Genomic DNA, 20,247 nt, shown 5'->3' on the forward strand with positions numbered 1-20,247 from the left:
TTACAAAAGGAATCAAAAAAATCTGGGGATAACAGCGATCGGAAAGTTGTTCTGTCATCGCAGTGTCTGTGTAAGTACAATTAGCTGAATATATATTAATCAGTCAGATGAACAGAAAGAGGTTGGGGAAATGCAACTTAGAAGAGTAAGGATCGCGGGAACAGGGAAGTACCTGCCTGAACAGGAAGTCACCGATGAGGAACTGGATCGCCGCTTGGACGTGCCTGCGGGCTGGGTTAGCAAAGCTACAGGCGTAGGTGTACGTCATTATGCTTCGGGTGAAGAAACCTCCTCTTTTATGGGCGCGCGGGCTGCGGAAGCTGCACTGGCGGATGCAGGATTACAATTCAGTGATATCGACTGTCTGGTGTGCACCAGTGGCACGAAGGAACAACCGTTGCCAAGTACGGCGGTATTTATCCAGCAGGCCATGGGGCAGGAAGATTCTGGCGTACCTGCTTTTGATATGGATGCAACCTGCCTGAGTTTCCTGAACGGACTCGATGTGATCTCCTATATGGTAGATGCCGGACGTTACCAGCGAGTATTGCTCGTAGCCACCGAGATTGCCTCAGCCGGACTGAATTGGTCTGATAAAGAGAGTGCGGCCCTGTTCGGAGATGGAGCGGCCGCTGTTATTATTGAGCGTTCGCCTGAAGGGTCATCCTCTCAGATTGTACATGCTTCCCTTCAAACCTACAGCCGAGGTGCTCGCTTCTCGGAGATTGCAGGTGGAGGTACACGGCTGCATGCTTCGAATTATAAGGCAGATCAGCCTGAACCCTACCTTTTTCATATGGATGGACAGGCGATCTTCCGCATGGCTTCCAGACTTTTGCCTGGATTCATTGGTGATATGCTGCAGGCGACCGGGAATCGAATGGAGGATTTCCAATTGGTCATTCCTCATCAGGGAAGTGCGATGGCGATGAGACTGATTCGCAAGAAGCTTGGCATTGCTGAAGATCGGTTTATGGACATCACACGAAATCACGGCAATACGATTGCGGCATCAATCCCGATGGGGCTGCATGAAGCGATTAAACAACAGCGTATTCAGCGTGGAGATCGGGTGTTGATGATTGGCACGGCTGCCGGATTATCATTGGGAGGACTCATTTTTGACTACTAGATCTGGGAAAACTGGACATCGTACAGCTGATTCTCTCCGTGTGTTGCTTACAGGCGGAAGGGCTCCCGTAACGCTTGATCTGGCACGCATGCTTCGCCGAGCAGGCCATCGGGTCTATGTTGCGGAGAGTGCCATACGGCATCTGACCAGATCATCCAGTGCAGTGGAACAGTGCGCTGTGGTCCCATCGCCGCGTCATGACACAGCTGCGTATCTGGCGGAGTTGGAACAGTTGGTTCAGGATTGGCAGATTGACCTGCTGATCCCAATGTGTGAAGAAGTCTTTTATGTTGCCCAAGGGGCAGACAGATTGCGTGTATATTGCCGTGTTCTGGTTACAACTCTGGAGCAGCTGCATGAGCTGCACCATAAATATGATTTTATCCAGCTTGCAGGGTCACTTGGTCTTTCGGTTCCGGATACACACCTGATCCAAAGTCGGCAGGAATGGATGGAAGCTCAGTCTGTTCTGGGAAAAGTAGGAGATTGGGTATGGAAACCGGTGTATTCCCGCTTCGCAGCCAAAGTTCGCATGCCAACACTCATGAACGATGAGGCTAGGGCAGGGACGGATCAGGAAGGAAACGTAAGTGAAAAGAAACGTCGACATTTCCGTAACGACCCTCCGGACGAGGTAGCACTATCATCTATTTCACCTTGGGTTGCACAGGCCTACATTCCTGGTCAGATGTTATGTACATACAGCATAGCGTATGAAGGGCAACTGGTTGCACATGCCACTTACGACAGTCGCTATCGTACAGGAAGCGTGGGAGCCAGTGTTTTTTTTGAACAGGTGGAACATGAGGATGCCCTTGCGTGGGTGAGACAATTTGTTGAGGCAACGGGGTTTAGCGGACAGATTGGGTTTGATTTTATAGAAGGTCAGGACAGGCGAGTGTACGCGATTGAGTGTAATCCGAGGGCAACGAGTGGGATTCATCTGTTTCACCCCGGAGATGACTTGGTGCGTGCATTGACTGAACCGGAGACGTTGGTCAAGGAAGGAAAAATGATCACGCCCGCACGGGGCAGCAAAGCCATGCTCATGCTTCCCATGCTGGGAAGTGGAGTACAGCAGATCTTAGGCAAAGGAAAGCTCCGTGCATGGATAGCAGCATGGCGTGGAACCAGGGATGTGGTCTATGTAGGGCAGGATATCCAGCCTGTATTGGAACAATTCGGAGTGGTGCTAGCCGCATGGCGTCTGGCAAGATCGCAGAAGTGCTCGCTGACTGAAGCTTTGACTCATGACATAGAATGGAACGGTGAACAACAATGAATAGAGCATTGGTTACGGGAGCTACGGGATGTCTGGGCAGGCACCTAGCGATGCGGCTTGCCAAAGAGGGATGGGAAGTCACTGGCATGGGCCGACAGCCAAAGGTTGGTGCAGAACTTGAGTTGGCAGGAATCCGATTCCTGAATGGAGATATACGGGATGAGGCTGCAGTGAACGAAGCGTGTGTGGGGCAGGATATGGTCTTTCACTGTGCGGCACTATCATCGCCATGGGGTAAATATCGTGACTTTTACAGCAGCAATGTGGAAGGAACGCAGAATCTTGTAGATAGCTGCCTGCATAATGAAGTACAGCGATTCATACATGTCTCAACTCCGAGTATATATTTTAATTACAATCCGCGATATAACGTACATGAGAATGATCCGTTGCCATCCAAACCAGCCAATCATTATGCAGCCACGAAGCTTCTCGCTGAGCAGGTTGTAATGGAGGGGCATGCGAAGGGACTTCCATCGATCATGATTCGACCGCGAGCGATCTTTGGTCCGTATGATCAGACGTTATTTCCCAGAATTGTCGCAGCAAACGCAAAATCGGGCGTGCCCATGATCGGTGGTGGACAGGCTTTAATCGATCTGACATGTGTGGATAATGTGGTGGATGCCCTATTATTGTGTCGCGATGCCTCTGACGAAGCGCTCGGCAGAGCCTACAATATCTCGAATGGCGATCCAAGGGCGTTTAATGAGTTGGTGAGCAGTCTGTTTGGCATGCTGGATATGCCCTTGCGTCGTCGAAACATTCCTTATCGGATGGCATATGGTGTGGCAGCGTTGCTAGAGCGAGTTCATGGCTCTATTCCTGCGTTGGGTGAACCTGCGTTGACACGGTATACAGTCGGCTCCTTATCCATCCCACAGACGTTGGATATTACGGATGCACGGGAGCAATTGGGGTACGTCCCTCGGGTGTCCATTGAAGAGGGGTTACAACAATTTGCAGACTGGTGGAAGGCTGAATCATGCTGACAACAACTCCGGTGAAACTATATTTGGGTGCGGCGGGTTACTGTACACATCCAGAGTTTCTGACGCTGCGTGGTGGTCGATTGAGTCCAGTACATTTCCCGGCAGGATTTGCCTGCATCATTCATCCCGTACATGGACCGATCCTGTTGGATACGGGATATAGTTCCCGCTTTTTTGAGGAAACGGCTCATTTGCCTAATGCAATGTATCGTCATATTACACCAGTGGTCTATCGTGAAGAGGATAGTGCCGTTCATTTTTTGGCTCGAATTGGACTGAAAGCTTCGGATATTCGGTATATCATCCTCTCTCATTTTCACGGCGATCATATTGCGGGTGTACGAGATTTCCCAGAGGCACAATTCATCTATCTGCCAAGAGCCTATGATGCTGTGCGCTCACTTGGTCCGATTGCGGCTGTAAAAGCAGGTTTTCTTGCGGGGCTGTTGCCCGAGGATTTTATAGTCAGATCATTGCCAGTTACGTGTGAGCCTGAGCGATGGATAAGAGCGGGGGAAGCTTTCCCTTTTGATGAGGTCTACGACATCTTTGGTGATGGCAGTCTGCTTGGGGTGGATGTATCCGGTCATGCGGAAGGCATGATGGGACTCCTGTTGCGCACAGAAGAACATGACTATTTTCTCTGCGCGGACGCGGTATGGTCGAGTCGGGCTTTTCGTGAACAGCGCAGACCGAATATTTTTGCTGGAATCATTATGTCGAATCGACAGGAATACCATCGTAACTTTGACAAGCTGGTTCAGCTGCATCAGCAATCTCCCCACATTCGGATTGTGCCGAGTCATTGTCGAGATGTACTGGACGCTTGGGGTGCAGGAGGGCTGAAACGATGAGTAATACCTTTCGTATTGTGGTTCATTATGCACTCGCACGTGGGCTGCGAACATGGAAAACACGAGAACAACTTGAGCGCTGGCAAGAGCGCCGGATTATTCGGCATGTTCATCAGATCCGTGCCCGATCTCCGTTTTACCGGAAGTGGTGGGGTGGCGTGGACGCAACCGACTGGAGAAGCTTTCCGTTGATTGACAAATCAACCATGATGGAATATTTTGATACACTGAACACGGTGGGTATTACCAAGGACAAAGCGCTGGCTCTTGCAGGTGAAAGTGAAGAAACACGTGACTTCAAACCTTCCATTCAAGGTGTGACGGTTGGACTGTCTTCGGGCACGTCAGGGAACCGGGGGATATTTTTGGTGAGTGATCGGGAGCAGGATGCGTGGACGGGTACGGTGTTGGCCAAGTTGCTGCCTGGTGGACTGTGGAAACCTGCGAAGATTGCGTTTTTCCTGCGGGCCAACAGTAATCTGTATGAATCGGTGCAACGTGGAAAATTGCAGTTTCAGTACTTTGATCTGCTGGAACGTGTGGAGACCTTGGTTAAGCGGCTGGAAACCTACCAACCTACCGTGTGGGTGGCTCCTCCATCCATGCTGCGTCTGTTGGCGGATGCGTATGTGGCAGGATATCTGACTGCTGTACCGGATAAAATCATCTCTGTTGCCGAGGTGCTGGACCCCCTGGATCGCAAGGTGTTGGAGAAGATCTTCGGACAGACCGTTCATCAAGTCTATCAGTGTACAGAAGGGTTCCTGGGTGCAACCTGTCGTTATGGCACACTGCATTTGAATGAAGATATCGTGCATATTGAAAAAGAGTTCATTGATCCCGCCACCCGACGGTTCGTGCCCATTATTACGGACTTCTCCAGAACATCACAGCCGATCATCCGGTATCGGCTGAATGATATTCTGACCGAGGCGGCGCTGCCATGTGCCTGTGGTTCCCCGTTTACTGCCATTGAGCGGATTGAAGGCCGCTGTGATGACACGCTTTATTTTTCAAACATGCATACGGGTGAGGCGGTACCGGTCTTTCCGGATTTCGTTACCCGTTCGGTCATTGCGGCTTCGCCGGATATTGAACATTATCGTGTGGTGCAGCAAGGGGACGGAACAATGGAGGTATCCCTTCGACTTGGCGGGAACGCAGTGATGGCTCAGGTTGAGACCAATGTACTGCTGGAACTGATGAAGCTGGGAGAGCGGCTTGAATGCACCTTACCTGAGATCAGATTTGTACCGTATACGTTTGAACCGGGACTTACGAAGCTGCGCAGGGTGGAGAGACGGCATAATGGAGTGGCGGATTAAGCAGCAGGGGCCGTGCGGTATAGGTAGGAACGGGAAGTAAGTAATTTACCGAGGAAAGAAGGACACACCGTGACAGTAGAGGAAAACTTAACAGAAGCCGGACAGGGACGGATTAATGCAGGTTCTGATGTAGTGAAAAAGACGAAGGAAGGAACTAACGCTCCGGTGGCCTTAATTACGGGTACATCCAGTGGTTTCGGTATGCTTACCGCGATCACCCTTGCCAAGCAGGGATACCTTGTTGTTGCTACAATGCGTGATCTGAGTCGAAGAGAAGAATTGGTGAAACTGGCTGAACAGGCGGGGTTAGCTGAACGTTTGCAATATGTGCAACTGGACGTGACCGATGCTGAATCGGTGCAGAAAGCTGTGCGGTCCGTACTTCATAATAATGGCCGAATCGACATGCTGGTGAACAATGCGGGATTTGCGGTGGGCGGGTTCATTGAGGAAGTGTCAATGGAGGATTGGCGGCGCCAGATGGAAACAAATCTATTTGGATTAATCGCTGTGACACGTGCGGTCCTGCCTGTGATGCGTGAACAGAAGCAGGGGTTAATTATAAATTTGTCCAGCGTCAGTGGGTTGTCCGGTTTTCCAGGGTATGCGCCCTATGCTGCCTCCAAATTCGCTGTGGAAGGATTCACGGAAAGTTTACGGCATGAGATGTCTTTGTTCGGTGTTCGGGTGGTATTAGTTGAGCCTGGCTCTTATCGCACACCGATCTGGAATAAAGGTTTGGGTGAGATTCACCGGAGCGAGGACTCTCCGTATAAGCATAAGCTGGACGCGGTTCTTCGTTATTCCAAACATGCGAGCGAGACGGCACCTGATCCACAGGAGGTAGCCGATCTGATTGGCCGAATTGCACGGATGCGTGCACCAAGACTTCGATATGCTTTGGGAAAAGGTTCGCGTGTGCTCATCATAGGTAAAGTACTGCTACCCTGGAAGTGGCTGGAGTGGATCATCGCCCGTGGATTAAAATAGAGATAAGGTACGAGTCACGATTGCGTATTTTCCGAAAAGGAGAGATTAGCCATATTCGAATTTATCGTCATTATTTTACTTCTTGCGATTGTGGGTCTGCTCTTTCATATCAATAGTAAGCTGCCAGCGCGTGACCGGGTGAAGGAAGCAATGGAACGGGATCGGAATCAGAAACATAATCAGGATGCTCCAAATTAAAACGCGGAGGTTACCAATGAAAATGGCATTCGTTTTGTTTGATGGACTGACTTTCCTTGATTTTGCAGGATTTTATGATGTGATCAATCGGTTGAATTTCTTTGAACCTACCAAAGGAACGACGTGGGAAACCTGTGCCATGACAGACCAGGTCACGGATGAGTCTGGTCTAACATTGAAGGTGGATCGAGTGAAGCCTGACCTATCGGAATATGATCTCGTGTTTATCCCCGGAGGCATGGGAACGCGCAAGCTTCGATATGACGAGACCTTTGTAGGTTGGCTGAAACAGGCTGAGTCTGTGCCTTTGAAGGTTTCGGTGTGCACAGGCTCTCTGCTGCTGGGTGCGGCTGGTTTTTTATCCGGCAAAAAAGCAACAACACATCCCCGTGCATATAATTTGCTTGAGCCGTATGTCACCGAGGTGATTCAGAAGCGGATTGTAAAAGATGGAAATGTAATTACTGCCGGTGGTGTGGCCACGTCCATTGACCTTGGGATTTATGTTGTTGGGTTGCTTGCAGGACAGGAAGCGGCAGCGAATGTAAAACTTCAGATCGATTATCCTTATGAGATGCAGGGAGTGGTCGAAGAATGAATGCAGATCGCAAGCAAGAGACTTATATCATTCGCAATATTCAGCGGGATGAAGCAGACATCTACTGGCCTTTGCGACTGGAAGCACTGAAAACACATCCTGAAGCCTTCGGGGCTTCGTTCGAGTTGTCCATTCAACTCCCCATGAGTGAAGTGCAGGAGCGCATACATAATGAACCGGATGATTATATTCTGGGAGCATACACAGAAGAAGGAACCTTGGCGGGAATGATGGGTTTCAAAAGAGAATATGGCCTAAAGCTCAGGCACAAAGGCATGATCTGGGGCGTCTATGTTGCTCCGCCATATCGGGGAAGTGGGCTGGCTTCGCTCTTGCTCCGCGAGGTGCTGGATCGTGGAAGACATCTGGAAGGCATCAAGCAGATTAATCTGAGTGTAGTGACAACGAATGAATCAGCCCGACGTTTATACGAGCGATATGGATTTGAAGTTTTCGGCATCGAGCGTAACGCATTGGAAGTCAACGGTCAGGGATATGATGAGGCGCATATGAATTACTTTTACACGGAGCATTCAACATTGAATGAAGATACCAGCACAGGAGGAGTCCGATGACAGATCAATTTGAACTTGAGATCGACGGTGTTTCCTTTGTCTTAAAAGAGTCTCATTCTTTCGACTGGTTACAGCCCTTGGGTACGGTCTTTCGCGTATTCGATCAGCAGGATTCAGGGAATCTCTCTTTTGGTATTGTGCAAAAGGATGGAAAGCGATTGTTCGTTAAATATGCGGGAGCACATACAATTCATGCGAATCATACGGGAAGTCCCCCGGAAGCCATTCGTAATCTGAAATCATCTGTTTCCGTTTACGAAGATTTGGCGCATGACACGTTGATTCGACTAACGGATCATTTTGCAACGGATGAGGGGTATGCCTGTGTATTCGATTGGGTGGATGGGGAGTGTTTGCATTCCCACTGGTATTTTCCGCCTCCGGCCAAATATGAAGATCCGCGTTCGCCCTACTATCGGTTCAGACAACTCCCAGTGCAGACAAGTATTCAGGCAATGGAGCAGATTCTGGATTTTCATATCGAGGTGGAACGAAGAGGCTATGTGGCTGTAGATCTGTATGATGGCAGTCTGATCTATGATTTTGACAGAAACTTTATGAAAATTTGTGATATCGACTTGTATCGGAAGGGCTCTTTTATCAATACCATGGGTCGTATGTGGGGATCTTCCCGCTTTATGTCTCCCGAAGAGTTTGAGCTAGGTGCACCCGTAGATACTGTTACCAATGTATTCAATATGGGGGCAATGGCGTTTGGTTTGCTTGGCGGGGAGAAAGATCGTTCCTATGCCAGATGGGATGCCGGAGAAGCGTTGTATCAGGTTGTGATACGTGCAGTGAGCGATGATCGGTCCGAGCGGTACGCAACGATTGCGGAATTGGGTGACTCCTGGAAACAAGCCGCGATTAAAGGTCAATAGTGAGTGGGTGGAATTTTCGCAAATATGCAAAATCCATTCGTATATGTGTGTGAAATCCCGTATAATGGAAATTATTAAGGGGGTGCAGATGATGTGCAGATATGCCTTGTCAGGACCATATAAAGACATCTATGCATGTTTCATTTGTCGCAAATCATTTAAACAAGTTTCCAGACATGACCTGAGCCCTGAGGTGGTGGCACAACTTGAATATAAATGCCCGCAATGTGCCAAGTCTATGGTCAGCATGGGACAGGATTTCCAGGCGCCCAAGCAAAATGATACCAAACAATGGACCAAAGTGATGATGCTGTATCGTCATGGTTTTACCTATCATAATTGCGGGTGCGGGGCTGGATATCGACCTGCAGAATTACGTCAATTATCCGAATTTCTGGAGCAGCAGGAAGCTGGTAAAGGCAGTGTAGGCAAACGATTATTGCGAAGGTTAACTTCATAGTTATGGTTCCAAAATCCAACCTGTCGTCTATGGGAATGTTGAAAATACAGGTGAGTACTTTATATAGTATTAACGAGCAGCAGCGTCTATTAAGCATCAACGAGCCGGGTGGTGGGCAGGCTCCAGCCATTTTTATCGGCATGACTTCTGCTGGTTCACTGATCTATTATCATGAGCAGTTACCGCCGGATCTAATGGATGAGTTGGGGAAGGATTGCGAGCTTCCATTGGATATTCCGAAACTGATTCGAAAGGTGGAGAACTTTGAGCCAGTTAACCGTGTGTGGATGGGACCCGCCTATGCTTTTCCTGAGATATCTTACAAGTGGAATCAGAAGGTTCAGTTGATTGGTCAGGAGCAGCGTTATTTGCTGGCAGAGCATTTCCCTGAATTAACAGACTACTTATATGAAAAAAGCCCTGTTGCCGCTTATGTTATTGGGGATTCTGCTGTGGCAGTGTGTTGCTCCGCAAGGTTTTCCGATCATGGGGCGGAAGCGAGTCTGTATACGGCACCCGGTTATAGAGGACATGGATATGCAGCGGAGACAGTAAAGTGCTGGCAGTATTATGTCAAGGAGCGTGGACGCATGCCAATCTACAGTACATCTTGGGATAATCTTGCTTCACAGCAAGTTGCCCGTAAACTCGGATTAATTCAGTTCGGTGTGGATTTCAGTATCACAACTGTGGATTTGAGGAAGGACTGTGATGTCTGATGATTCGCACTTTCGTACAAAAGGATCTGAAGTATGTCATTGAAGCGCATATCCGAATTTATCGAAACGAGTATAATTATGATCATAGCTTTGCTGAATTTATCACCAATGGCGCGCGTAGATTATATCAATCTGTGGGCTTTGAAGTGAAGGAAGTCCGCAAGCAGATGTTGTCAGGTCAGGAGCTTACCGAAGAACAATGGGAACTTGTTCTGTAGTTGGCCGGGGGCTTGAGCATGAAAGCCGGATCTGTTGTTTTAACTCATTGTTGAAAGGAGTGGCACAGTGAATAGCAGAAGACTGATTCTGGGTTTGTTATCCGTATGCACAGCCTTGACGGTAGTAGCATGTTCGACTCGGACAGAAGACCAAGCATTATCAGAAACCATTGAAAGCAAGTTGCAGCAGATGGTTAGCGACCCTGTCCTCGTGACCAGCAGTAATCCCAATGATTATATTGGTGGTAACCGGGAGGCTTACGACGACATCTTGAATACGGGTGAGGCAGGACTGCCTTTCCTGTTACAGCAGCTCGAATCCAGTCCGGATAATGGTCTCAAGGAATGGATCATGGCTCAGGCAAGTACTGAACTGCTCGGAGAGCATAACCCTGTAGAGGCGTGGCATAGTGGCAAGGACTGGCTCAAGCAGTATAAAATGAACGTAGAATAATGGTTTATCTTCTCTATAGTACCTGACTTAGCGGAAGTAATAGAGGGGGCGGAATCGATTCTGAAGAAGCGATAGCGTTCGCCTTTGTCTCCGATTAGAAGAACGATCCGTAACCGGAATGGTTCCCGCAAGCCGTCAAGCACTGTAGTGTGTGATGAGCCGGAAGTACAAACCTCACCTCCAGTCAGCATGAGCAGCATTGAGAGGTTCTTGGAACCCGAAAGAATACATTATAGAGGTGAAATCCTTGAAAAAGAAAATTGCTTTTTTTGATTCAGGCATCGGTGGTTTAACCGTTTTGCATAAGGCATTACAACAGTTTCCGGAAGAACAATTTCTGTATTATGCGGATACTTTGCATGTCCCTTATGGAACCAAATCTGCGGATGAGGTTAGAGGACATATTTTTGATTGTGTGGAAGCCATCGTTCAGGAGGATGTTCAAGCAATAGTGATTGCTTGTAATACAGCAACAAGTCTGGCTGTGAAGGATCTGCGCGCCAAGTACGATATCCCGATCATTGGCATGGAGCCTGCGGTGAAACCAGCCGTGGAGATGAATCGTGATAGTGGAAAGAGAGTGCTTGTATTTGCCACGGCCCTCACCTTGAGCCAAACCAAGTATAACGAACTGGTATCGCGTGTTGATGATCACCACAGTGTGGATTCCATTGCGCTGCCGGAACTTGTGGAGTGGTGTGAACAACTACATTTTGAACCGGACAAAATCGCTGATTATTTCAGGTTGAAGCTGGCAGATCTCGATCTTCATGGGTATGGCACAGTGGTGCTTGGTTGCACGCATTATCCATTCTATACGTCCATTCTGCGCACGGTTCTGCCCGATCATATACAGATTATTGATGGCAGTACAGGCACGGTGAACCATCTGAAGCAGCAGCTTGGACTGGTGGCTCAACATGGAGACAGAACAGGGAAAGAAGTCACTTTCCTCAGTTCATCAGGCCGACTGGAAGAGCAGGAGAAGATGTACAGTGCACTTCAATATCTTGAGATGAACTCCAAGTAAGTTACACCATAGGAGGTGATAGCTATGCAGTCGATTTATCTTATCCGTCACGCCAAGGCCACAGGGCAGGAACCCCATGCAGAGCTTACAGATGAAGGGATCAGGCAGGCTGAAAAACTTGCAGATATCTTGGCTCATCATTCCATAACGTATATTGTCTCCAGTCCATGGAAAAGGGCTGTTCAGACGGCTATGCCACTGGGCATAGCAACGCTGCAACATATACATACGGATGAACGTCTCCAGGAGAGGATACTTAGCTCTCTTGATCTGTCTAACTGGATGGATGTACTGAAACGTACATACGATGATGTGGATTGGGTGGAAGAAGGCGGGGAATCTTCGAGAAACGCGGCTGCAAGGGGGCTGGCACTACTGGAAGAGTTGTGGAGCAGACCGGAACAGCACGCGGCCGTGGTTACACATGGAAACTTGTTATCACTGCTTATTCGTGAGTATGAACCATCCTTTGGTTATGAAGAGTGGAGCAAACTGTCTAACCCGGATGTGTATGTGCTGGAGAGACAACGACCGGATGCAGGGCTGTCCACCATTCGAAGAATGTGGACAGATTAAACAGCAAAAGAGTGCTCCAGCGATATTATATCAGCCAGAACACTCTTTTCGTTTATCCACGGGGCAAGTTTACAATGCGGCAATCATGATCATAACCCATCCAGCCAAAAATGCGACTCCGCCAAGTGGGGTAATGGCTCCCAATTTGCGAACACCCGTAACACTTAAAACGTACAGGCTGCCAGAGAACAGGATGATTCCGGCGAACATCAGCCACCCGGCAAGCATGACGAGCGAAGAGGATTCAAGGCGGTCTGCCAGCAGTCCGATCAGGATGATCCCAAGTCCATGGATGAGGTGATATTGAACACCGGTTTCATAGATTTTGATCATGTCAGCGGATAGTTTGCGCTTGAGCGCGTGTGCGCCAAAAGCACCCAATGCAACAGCCAGGAACATCATAATACTGCCGAGTATAATCAGGGTTTGCAATGTGTTTTTCTCTCCTTTTAAGGGTAATTAGATATAACATCAAAGTGTACTGCACGAGTGTTGTCTACAGTTTGCGCAATTGAATCTGCCCAATGGAGTGATCGGCTTCCTTTTTCAGAATCAGTCTGGCACGTCCTTTGGTTGGCAAAATGTTTTCATGCAGGTTTTTGGCATTGATATCTTGCCAGATCTGGTTGGCCGTACGTACGGTTTCTTCTTCATCGATATTGGCGAATCGTTGATGGAAAAAGGAATCTGTGTTCTGGAACGCTGTATTGCGGAGTAGCTTAAAACGCTCAACGTACCAGTGTCGTATATGCTCTTCTTCCGCATCAATGTAGATGGAAAAATCGAAGAAATCACTAACCAGCAAAGGCGTTTCCTTTTTGATCTGAAGTACATTGATACCTTCAATAATGAGAATATCCGGTTGACAGATCTGCTTCTCTTCTCCTTGAATGACATCGTAGGCGAGGTGAGAGTAGACGGGTGCTTTCACTTCGGGTTTGCCAGATTTCACATCACCCATGAAGTGAATCAGGGATTTGATATCATAACTTTCCGGGAATCCCTTGCGGTTCATGATGCCCTTCTCTTGCAGCACCGCATTGGGATATAAGAAACCGTCGGTTGTGACAAGGTCAACCTTCGGGCTATTCTTACCTCTGGCGAGCAGTGCCTGTAGTAAGCGGGCCGCTGTACTTTTGCCCACGGCAACACTCCCCCCGATTCCAATGATGTAGGGAGTGGGGAGGGCTTCTTTTTTCATAAAGGAGGCCGTCAGTTGATTCAGCTCTCGTGAAACTCTTGCATATAGGTCAATAAAGTGGGTAAGAGGCAAATATATATCTTCGACTTCTTGAATCGATACCTCTTCATTCAATCCCTTTAACTGTTCTAATTCGGCTTCCGTCAGTGGAAGAGTGGTCTGATGTTCTTTAAGTTCAGCCCATTCCTTGCGGTTAAACTCGATGTAAGGAGAGTATAAATTCATGAGATCCCGCTTTCTGTATGTAATATAATTGTGGACACAACCTTTAGTGTATCAAATTTCAGGAAACTGACAACACCTTTACATTGTGCCTTTCATAATGCCTTTCGTCAAAATGGAGCAAAAAACAACTTACTAGGAAAGTTTAACCCAATTTATGTTAAAGTCAACGTATACCATGCGGAAGGGTGACAGCAAATGATCGTATATGAGAGAGAGCATGATTTTGTTTTGACTGCACAGCATGAGCATGGATTAGTAGCCGGAGAGATGGCTTCCCACTGGAAAAATGAATTACTAGCCGATGCTGCGCATCGGGATGAATTGATTCTAGCGGCCAAGGAACATGACCGTGGTTGGATTGAACTGGATTCATCTCCGTTCTGGAATGATTACAGTCAATCGCCGTATTCGTTTCGTGACTTTCCATTGCGTCCGCGTTTTGTATTCTACCATAAAGGGATTGAAGAAGTTCGTCAGAAAAACCTCTACGCCGGATTATTGTGTAGCTTAATGTACACGGAGCTATTTCAGAAAAATCTGGGGGCCAATGCTCAGGATGATGATGACATCCGAGATTATCTGGAGCAAGAACACGAACGTCAGCTGGATTGGGAGAAACAGCTTGGTGGTGAAGCTGAAGCACTGAAAAAGAGGCTGCAAAGTGATGTGGAGATTATGCTTTTCTGTGATCAGCTCAGTCTGTTTCTCTGTATGGAGGAACCTGGAACACCTGCTGCGCGTTATGATTTTTTTGCAGAAGGGCTCAGTTGTACATTTGATGCCTGTTCCAGACAACCGATTCAGGCAGAGTGGTTATCCAATGAAAAAGTAGGCCTGTCTTTTTTCCCGTTTGATGAGGACTTTACGATCGTTTTACCATATAAATCGGTACCAAAGGCAAGTATCCGCAAATTTGGTATGCAACAGGCTTATCGCCGGGCTGAATGGAAGGAACGCCGGGTGTTGATTACGGAATTGCACTGAGAACTGGAAACTCCAGGCTTGAGGAAATAGCAGCATAGAATATAACAAAACAGGCGGGCTTCTGATGTACAGGTGTACAGGGCGTCCGCCTTTCGTATGCATATATATCATCATAGACTATACTGTGAGACCGGTGAAAATACGAATGAATCAGAGTGGGAATAAAGAAGGAAAACACAGGTTATTCCCAGAAATGTTAGTGTACAACAGAGAAACGCATGTTAGCAGGAGGACGAATATGGATACTAGAATAGAGATATTAACGATGTGTATGGTATGGGACAAAACGAATGATCAGGTGCTGTTAATGAATCGGCCGGACCGCAAAGGATTTCCGGGATACATCGCTCCTGGGGGGAAGGTAGATTTTCCGGAGAGTATCGTGGATGGTGCCGTGCGGGAGGTTCTGGAGGAGACAGGGCTAATAGTTAATGAGATTACATATAAAGGGCTTGATGAGTTCTGTGATCCCGAACAAGGATTGCGGTACATGGTATTTAACTATTTGGCGACTTCATTCGAGGGTCGGTTATTGCAAGATCCGCCCGAAGGCGAGCTGTTATGGGTGCCGATGAAGCGGGTTTTTGAGCTGCCTATGCAGGATTGGTTCGCTGAACGTTTCCCACGTTTTTTCCAAAAAGGCACTTTTGAGCGGAGTGTGATCTGGGAGAAATCATCCGGACGTACGTTGCAAGAAACATTTATGGTGTATAGCGATTCCGTACTTGAACAGAGTGGGACCCGATAAGTTAAACCGTCAGAAGGAGGAAAAATCATGGGATACCAGCATGCCCTGCAAGGATACATTGCGGCGCCGCTTGATGGGGAATGGAAATTAATTCATGAGCATTTAAGCTTGGGTTAGGATAAAAAATAATGCCTCATAATGTATCATCCATATCTATATATTTATATCCAAATATTATGATATAATGAAGTTTACTATTTTTATAGGAGATGACTAGTCTGTGGGTAATAGTGTGTGATTAATAGATTGAGTAAACTAGTTTGTTGAAATGAAGAATGATATATTTGTGGATTTGCCATACATAGGCTTCTGCAAACAGAACGTAAATGAATATTGTACGATGAAAAGGTGGAGATTGGCATGAAATTGTCGTTCCGGATTTTGGACTGGGAAGAAGAGAGACCCTACGAACTTTTGTTGATGGCTGATCCTTCAAAAGCAATTGTGGATGAATACCTGAGTCGGGGTGTTTGTTTTATTGCCGAGTATGAAGGAGAGATGGTTGGGGAGTTCGTATTGTTGAAGACTCGTCCAGAGACTGCGGAGATTGTTAATATTGCCGTACAGGAAGAACTGCAGGGACAAGGTGTAGGCAAACACATGATTAAGGAAGCGATGGAAGCTGCACGTAGATTGGGATGCCGAATTCTCGAGATTGGGACGGGAAACTCCAGCTTTCATCAATTGAAGTTATACCAACGTTGCGGTTTCCGCATTATCGGGGTTGATCGTGACTTCTTTGTGAGGCATTATGAGGAAGAGATTATAGAGGATGGTATCCGCTGTGTGGATATGATCCGTATGGCCATAGATCTGGATGCTGTTACAGAGGATGAAAACGAAAGGAAGAGTCCTTAAGTGAATCGGCATACACATATTGGGGTATATGGCTTGGTAGCTTGGGAGGGCCAATTCCTGTTGATTCATAAGGCTCGCGGAGCATATCAGGGGCAATGGGATTTACCAGGCGGAAGGCTGGAATTTGGCGAGCAGCCAGAGACTGCTCTTCATCGTGAGATTGAAGAGGAGACGGGCCTGACCCATCTACAAGTGATGATTCGTTCTGCGGAGTCTACGGTACTGGAATGGGTGTATCAAGGTGAGCCGGAAGAGTTGCACCATATCGGGATGTTGTATGATGTTGTTTTGACCGCAGCCAGTCAGCCGGATCATATCAAAAAAGAACCCGATGGTGAAGATTCGTTGGGCGCGGACTGGTTTACACTGGAGCAAGTTAGAGATCTTTCCCTAACGCCGTTTGCAGAGTATATGATTAGCAAAAGTACATCTTAATGTGCATCCTCAACTTTATTGTTAACTTAAATTTGATGAATCCAAAGAAGCTGCTCGGATAATTTATGTCTGGGCCAGCTTTTTGCTGTGGGTCTCCTGAAGAAAACCCTAATTATTTGTTGAATGTGACGTCAAATGGTTAATGTTTAACTTGACGGTTTGTTTTTGCACATAATGGACCACAATTCAATTAAGGAGGTAAAATGGGAGATCGTATGCCTATTTTGTTGTAATTAAGCGTTCGTTGTTCTACCCAAATTGATCGATTTATTCGATTCATCTAATTTATGCATCAATTGAACTAAAAATAGGAAATGCTCCTGAGCGTAAAAGTTTATAGAATAGATAGTAGAACATGGACTTCACTTGAAGAAGTGGAGAAAGTGTAACCTTCGAACGGATCAGGACAGTATTCGACATCTGTGCGACGGTATATACAATCATTGTTTTACTTTGATTTTGAAAACGCAGACAAACCTTGACGGGAGCGTCGGACTAACGTTACTACCACCAACAGCACGATTATTGGACTTCATGAAAAATTTCGCTTAAAATGTTGAACGAACGCAAATTACGGCTTAGTCAATGATTTCCGTCAAAAACTTATGACTAAATCAAGACGGAGGGAACGTCGATGACGATCGTGGAAGGCAACAAGAAGCCCTGGGAAAGTTACTATGGCCCCAATATGGGATACGTACAGGAACAATATGAATTATTCACTCAAGACCCTGGTTCGGTTACACCGGCTTATCGTGAACTATTTGAACAATGGGGTGCACCGCCGATGTCTGGCAGGGATGCACGCACAACCTTGAATTCCGGCAACGCCCAATCGGCTTCCGGAAGCGTAGACATTCAACTATTACAGAAAGCGGTTACAGCGGGTAAACTGGTATGGAACATCCGCACCTATGGTCATCTTGCTGCAGATATAGATCCGCTTGGAATCAGTGAAGATACAGACACATCTTTGCTGGAACCTCAGCATTTTGAATTAAACGAAGAAGATCTGAAAGCTTTGCCTGCTTCCCTGATCTGGGAAGGTGCAGATGGGCAGACAGCAACCGGATGGGATGCAATCCAACGTTTGCGTCAGATATACACTGGACCCATGGCATACGAATTCAGTCATGTGCACGAAGTTCAAGAGCGTGAGTGGCTGAATCGTCGTGCGGAATCTCGGACATCACCGGCTCCACTTACGCCGAAAGAACGTAAGGCTTTGCTGGAACGTTTGGTTGAAGTCGAGCAATTTGAAGATTATCTTCACAAAACATTTGTTGGGCAGAAACGTTTCTCCATCGAAGGTAACGATGTGCTTGTGCCGATGCTGGATGAAGCTGTTCGCATCATGGCAGAAGCCGGATCAAGCCACATTCTGATGGGTATGGCCCACCGTGGACGGTTAAATGTACTGGCTCATGTTTTGGGCAAACCGTACAGCAAGATTTTCTCTGAATTTCATCATGCTCCGAACAAAGATTTGGTTCCATCGGAAGGTTCGACTGGGATCAACTACGGTTGGACGGGGGATGTCAAATATCATATGGGTGCCAACCGTTTTGTGAAAGACGGGGAAACTGTGCAGGCACGCCTTACTCTGGCGAATAACCCGAGCCATCTGGAATACGTTAATCCGGTTGTACAAGGGTTTGCTCGTGCCGCTCAGGATGACCGTCGTGACCCTGGATATCCGAAGCAAGACGTGACGAAGGCAGCTACCATTTTGATGCACGGTGATGCAGCATTCCCTGGAGAAGGGATCGTTGCAGAGACGCTTAACTTCAAAGCTCTGCCAGGATATCAGAATGGCGGAACCATCCATATTATCGTCAACAATCGTCTGGGTTTCACTACAGATAGCAGTGATTCCCGTTCAACGTACTACGCAAGTGACCTTGCTAAAGGGTACGAAATTCCGATTGTACACGTGAATGCGGACAATCCGGATGCTTGTATTGCAGCCATTCGTATGGCAGCCGAGTATCGCAATCGCTTCAAAAAGGATTTCCTGATCGACTTGATCGGTTATCGTCGCTACGGCCATAACGAAACCGATGATCCCGAAACAACTCAACCTATCGTTTATGACAAGGTGAAAAACCATCCAACGGTAAGCCACTTGTATCAGGATCAGTTGAAAGAGGAATCGATTATCGATGATGCATCCATTACGAGCATTCGCGATGGAGTAACGAACAAATTAAAAGAAGCTTATGACCAGATGAAGAAAAATGAAGTACATGAATATTATCAGCGGAAAATCAGTGAGCCGGAGGCTGTTACGATTACTCCGACTGCGGTACCGCTTGAGAATCTTCGCAGCATTAATGCCGATCTGCTGAAATGGCCTGAGAACTTCAATGTGTATCCGAAGTTACAGCGAATTTTGCAACGCCGGAGCACTTCCCTGAACGAAGGGGAAAAAGTGGATTGGAGCCTTGCGGAGACACTCGCATTTGCAACCATTCTGGCAGATGGCAAGCCAATTCGGATTAGTGGACAGGATGCCGAGCGTGCTACATTCGCTCATCGGAATCTGGTGTTGCATGATTCGGAGAATGGAGCAAAGTTCTGCCCATTACATCACTTGCCACAGGCAAGAGCATCCTTTGCAATCTATAACAGTCCGTTGTCTGAAGAATCCGTTGTTGGATTCGAATACGGATATAACGTATATTCACCCGATACACTGGTCATCTGGGAAGCTCAATTCGGTGACTTTGCCAACTGTGCACAGGTTATCTTTGATCAGTTTGTATCAGCGGGTCGTGCCAAGTGGTCTCAGAAATCCAGTCTGGTCATGTTGCTTCCACACGCGAATGAGGGTCAGGGACCTGAGCATACAAGTGCTCGTCTGGAACGCTTCCTGCAGCTTTGTGCAGAAGACAACATGACGGTTGCCAACTTGTCGAGTGCTTCGCAGTACTTCCACTTGTTGCGTCGTCAAGCTTCGTTGACTGAAACGGAAGATGCTCGTCCACTTGTGATGATGTCACCGAAAAGTCTCATTCGGAATCCGCGTGTTGCTTCACCGGCAGTCGAATTCAGTGAAGGCAAGTTTGAGCTTGTGCTGGAGCAAGCCGGACTGGGTACACAGCCGGATCGCGTAGAGCGCATTATTTTGTGCAGTGGCAAGATTGCCATTGACCTGGAAGATGCTTTTGAAAAAGATAAAGCAGATTGGTCATGGCTTCACATCATTCGAGTGGAACAGCTATATCCGTTCCCGGCAGAAGAGATTAAACGCATACTCGCACGTTTCAGCAATGTAAAAGAACTGGTATGGGTACAGGAAGAAAACAAAAACATGGGTGCCTGGACATACATGGAGCCTCGTCTTCGTGAAGTTGCCCCGGAAGGCACAACCGTTAGATACGAAGGTCGCCCGGAACACGCAAGTCCTTCCAGCGGTTATCAGCTTGTGCATAGTATGGAACAGCAACAGATTATTACATCTGCGTTGAAACAAACGACGAAGAATAATATTCCACTGGGGAGGTAACAGC

The 20,247-nt window shown here is 47.4% G+C and carries 22 protein-coding genes; 20 read left to right on the forward strand and 2 right to left on the reverse strand.

The features are described 5' to 3' along the window. The first annotated feature begins 130 nt into the window (after positions 1–130). From CXK86_RS00185 to CXK86_RS00255, 15 genes are all read left to right on the forward strand, one after another. On the forward strand, positions 131–1,132 hold the full coding sequence (locus CXK86_RS00185) for a beta-ketoacyl-ACP synthase III (RefSeq protein ID WP_076252504.1): 1,002 nt from the start codon (positions 131–133) through the stop codon (positions 1,130–1,132). Next, complete coding sequence (locus CXK86_RS00190) at positions 1,122–2,414, forward strand: ATP-grasp domain-containing protein (protein WP_083684627.1); 1,293 nt, start codon at positions 1,122–1,124, stop codon at positions 2,412–2,414. The genes CXK86_RS00185 and CXK86_RS00190 overlap by 11 nt, the downstream gene beginning before the upstream one ends. Then, positions 2,411–3,406, forward strand: coding sequence for an NAD-dependent epimerase/dehydratase family protein (locus CXK86_RS00195; protein WP_076252502.1), 996 nt, complete (start codon positions 2,411–2,413; stop codon positions 3,404–3,406). The genes CXK86_RS00190 and CXK86_RS00195 overlap by 4 nt, the downstream gene beginning before the upstream one ends. Beyond that, positions 3,400–4,260 (forward strand): MBL fold metallo-hydrolase, encoded by an 861-nt coding sequence (locus tag CXK86_RS00200; protein WP_076252500.1) that lies wholly within the window; start codon positions 3,400–3,402, stop codon positions 4,258–4,260. The genes CXK86_RS00195 and CXK86_RS00200 overlap by 7 nt, the downstream gene beginning before the upstream one ends. Then, on the forward strand, positions 4,257–5,585 hold the full coding sequence (locus tag CXK86_RS00205; protein ID WP_076252498.1) for a F390 synthetase-related protein: 1,329 nt from the start codon (positions 4,257–4,259) through the stop codon (positions 5,583–5,585). Before CXK86_RS00200 ends, CXK86_RS00205 begins: the two co-directional genes overlap by 4 nt. Before the next feature lie 69 nt (positions 5,586–5,654). Next, positions 5,655–6,575, forward strand: coding sequence for an SDR family oxidoreductase (locus CXK86_RS00210; protein WP_256720080.1), 921 nt, complete (start codon positions 5,655–5,657; stop codon positions 6,573–6,575). A gap of 214 nt (positions 6,576–6,789) precedes the next feature. Further along, positions 6,790–7,371 carry a DJ-1/PfpI family protein gene (locus tag CXK86_RS00215; protein ID WP_076252496.1) on the forward strand — a complete coding sequence of 194 codons (582 nt, stop codon included), beginning with the start codon at positions 6,790–6,792 and terminating at the stop codon, positions 7,369–7,371. Further along, complete coding sequence (locus CXK86_RS00220; RefSeq protein WP_076252494.1) at positions 7,368–7,946, forward strand: GNAT family N-acetyltransferase; 579 nt, start codon at positions 7,368–7,370, stop codon at positions 7,944–7,946. Before CXK86_RS00215 ends, CXK86_RS00220 begins: the two co-directional genes overlap by 4 nt. After that, complete coding sequence (locus tag CXK86_RS00225; RefSeq protein ID WP_076252492.1) at positions 7,943–8,827, forward strand: serine/threonine-protein kinase; 885 nt, start codon at positions 7,943–7,945, stop codon at positions 8,825–8,827. The genes CXK86_RS00220 and CXK86_RS00225 overlap by 4 nt, the downstream gene beginning before the upstream one ends. Positions 8,828–8,915: 88 nt before the next feature. After that, positions 8,916–9,287: a hypothetical protein gene (locus CXK86_RS00230; RefSeq protein ID WP_306068580.1), complete on the forward strand. Its 372-nt coding sequence runs from the start codon at positions 8,916–8,918 to the stop codon at positions 9,285–9,287. 50 nt (positions 9,288–9,337) lie between these two features. Beyond that, complete coding sequence (locus tag CXK86_RS00235; protein WP_180361701.1) at positions 9,338–10,006, forward strand: GNAT family N-acetyltransferase; 669 nt, start codon at positions 9,338–9,340, stop codon at positions 10,004–10,006. Then, positions 10,006–10,224: a hypothetical protein gene (locus CXK86_RS00240; protein WP_076252485.1), complete on the forward strand. Its 219-nt coding sequence runs from the start codon at positions 10,006–10,008 to the stop codon at positions 10,222–10,224. Before CXK86_RS00235 ends, CXK86_RS00240 begins: the two co-directional genes overlap by 1 nt. 67 nt (positions 10,225–10,291) lie before the next feature. After that, positions 10,292–10,678, forward strand: coding sequence for a hypothetical protein (locus CXK86_RS00245; RefSeq protein ID WP_076252483.1), 387 nt, complete (start codon positions 10,292–10,294; stop codon positions 10,676–10,678). Between the two features lie 247 nt (positions 10,679–10,925). Further along, positions 10,926–11,708 (forward strand): glutamate racemase, encoded by a 783-nt coding sequence (gene murI / locus CXK86_RS00250; RefSeq protein WP_076252481.1) that lies wholly within the window; start codon positions 10,926–10,928, stop codon positions 11,706–11,708. Positions 11,709–11,732: 24 nt separating this feature from the next. Beyond that, positions 11,733–12,284 (forward strand): histidine phosphatase family protein, encoded by a 552-nt coding sequence (locus CXK86_RS00255; protein WP_076252479.1) that lies wholly within the window; start codon positions 11,733–11,735, stop codon positions 12,282–12,284. Between the two features lie 69 nt (positions 12,285–12,353). Here the strand turns inward: CXK86_RS00255 and CXK86_RS00260 are convergent, their stop codons facing one another. Both CXK86_RS00260 and coaA read right to left on the reverse strand, forming a co-directional pair. Beyond that, positions 12,354–12,716 (reverse strand): DUF423 domain-containing protein, encoded by a 363-nt coding sequence (locus CXK86_RS00260; protein WP_076252477.1) that lies wholly within the window; start codon positions 12,714–12,716, stop codon positions 12,354–12,356. Positions 12,717–12,780: 64 nt separating this feature from the next. After that, a complete protein-coding gene (coaA, locus tag CXK86_RS00265; protein WP_076252475.1) occupies positions 12,781–13,710 on the reverse strand; it encodes a type I pantothenate kinase in 930 nt (309 codons plus the stop codon). Positions 13,711–13,905: 195 nt separating this feature from the next. Between coaA and CXK86_RS00270 the strand changes: the two genes are divergently transcribed. From CXK86_RS00270 to CXK86_RS00290, 5 genes are all read left to right on the forward strand, one after another. Further along, the gene (locus tag CXK86_RS00270) at positions 13,906–14,694 is read left to right on the forward strand and encodes a DUF3891 family protein (protein WP_076252473.1); all 789 of its coding nucleotides are present in this window, start codon (positions 13,906–13,908) and stop codon (positions 14,692–14,694) included. Positions 14,695–14,932: 238 nt separating this feature from the next. Continuing rightward, a complete protein-coding gene (locus tag CXK86_RS00275) occupies positions 14,933–15,442 on the forward strand; it encodes an 8-oxo-dGTP diphosphatase (RefSeq protein ID WP_076252471.1) in 510 nt (169 codons plus the stop codon). Between the two features lie 360 nt (positions 15,443–15,802). Beyond that, a complete protein-coding gene (locus tag CXK86_RS00280; protein ID WP_036610208.1) occupies positions 15,803–16,300 on the forward strand; it encodes a GNAT family N-acetyltransferase in 498 nt (165 codons plus the stop codon). Then, positions 16,301–16,735: an NUDIX domain-containing protein gene (locus CXK86_RS00285; protein WP_036610206.1), complete on the forward strand. Its 435-nt coding sequence runs from the start codon at positions 16,301–16,303 to the stop codon at positions 16,733–16,735. Between the two features lie 634 nt (positions 16,736–17,369). Further along, positions 17,370–20,243, forward strand: coding sequence for a 2-oxoglutarate dehydrogenase E1 component (locus tag CXK86_RS00290; protein WP_047842236.1), 2,874 nt, complete (start codon positions 17,370–17,372; stop codon positions 20,241–20,243). Positions 20,244–20,247: the final 4 nt, after the last annotated feature.

Origin of the sequence: Paenibacillus sp. BGI2013 (assembly GCF_002843485.1) — a bacterium.
GTDB lineage: Bacteria > Bacillota > Bacilli > Paenibacillales > Paenibacillaceae > Paenibacillus > Paenibacillus amylolyticus.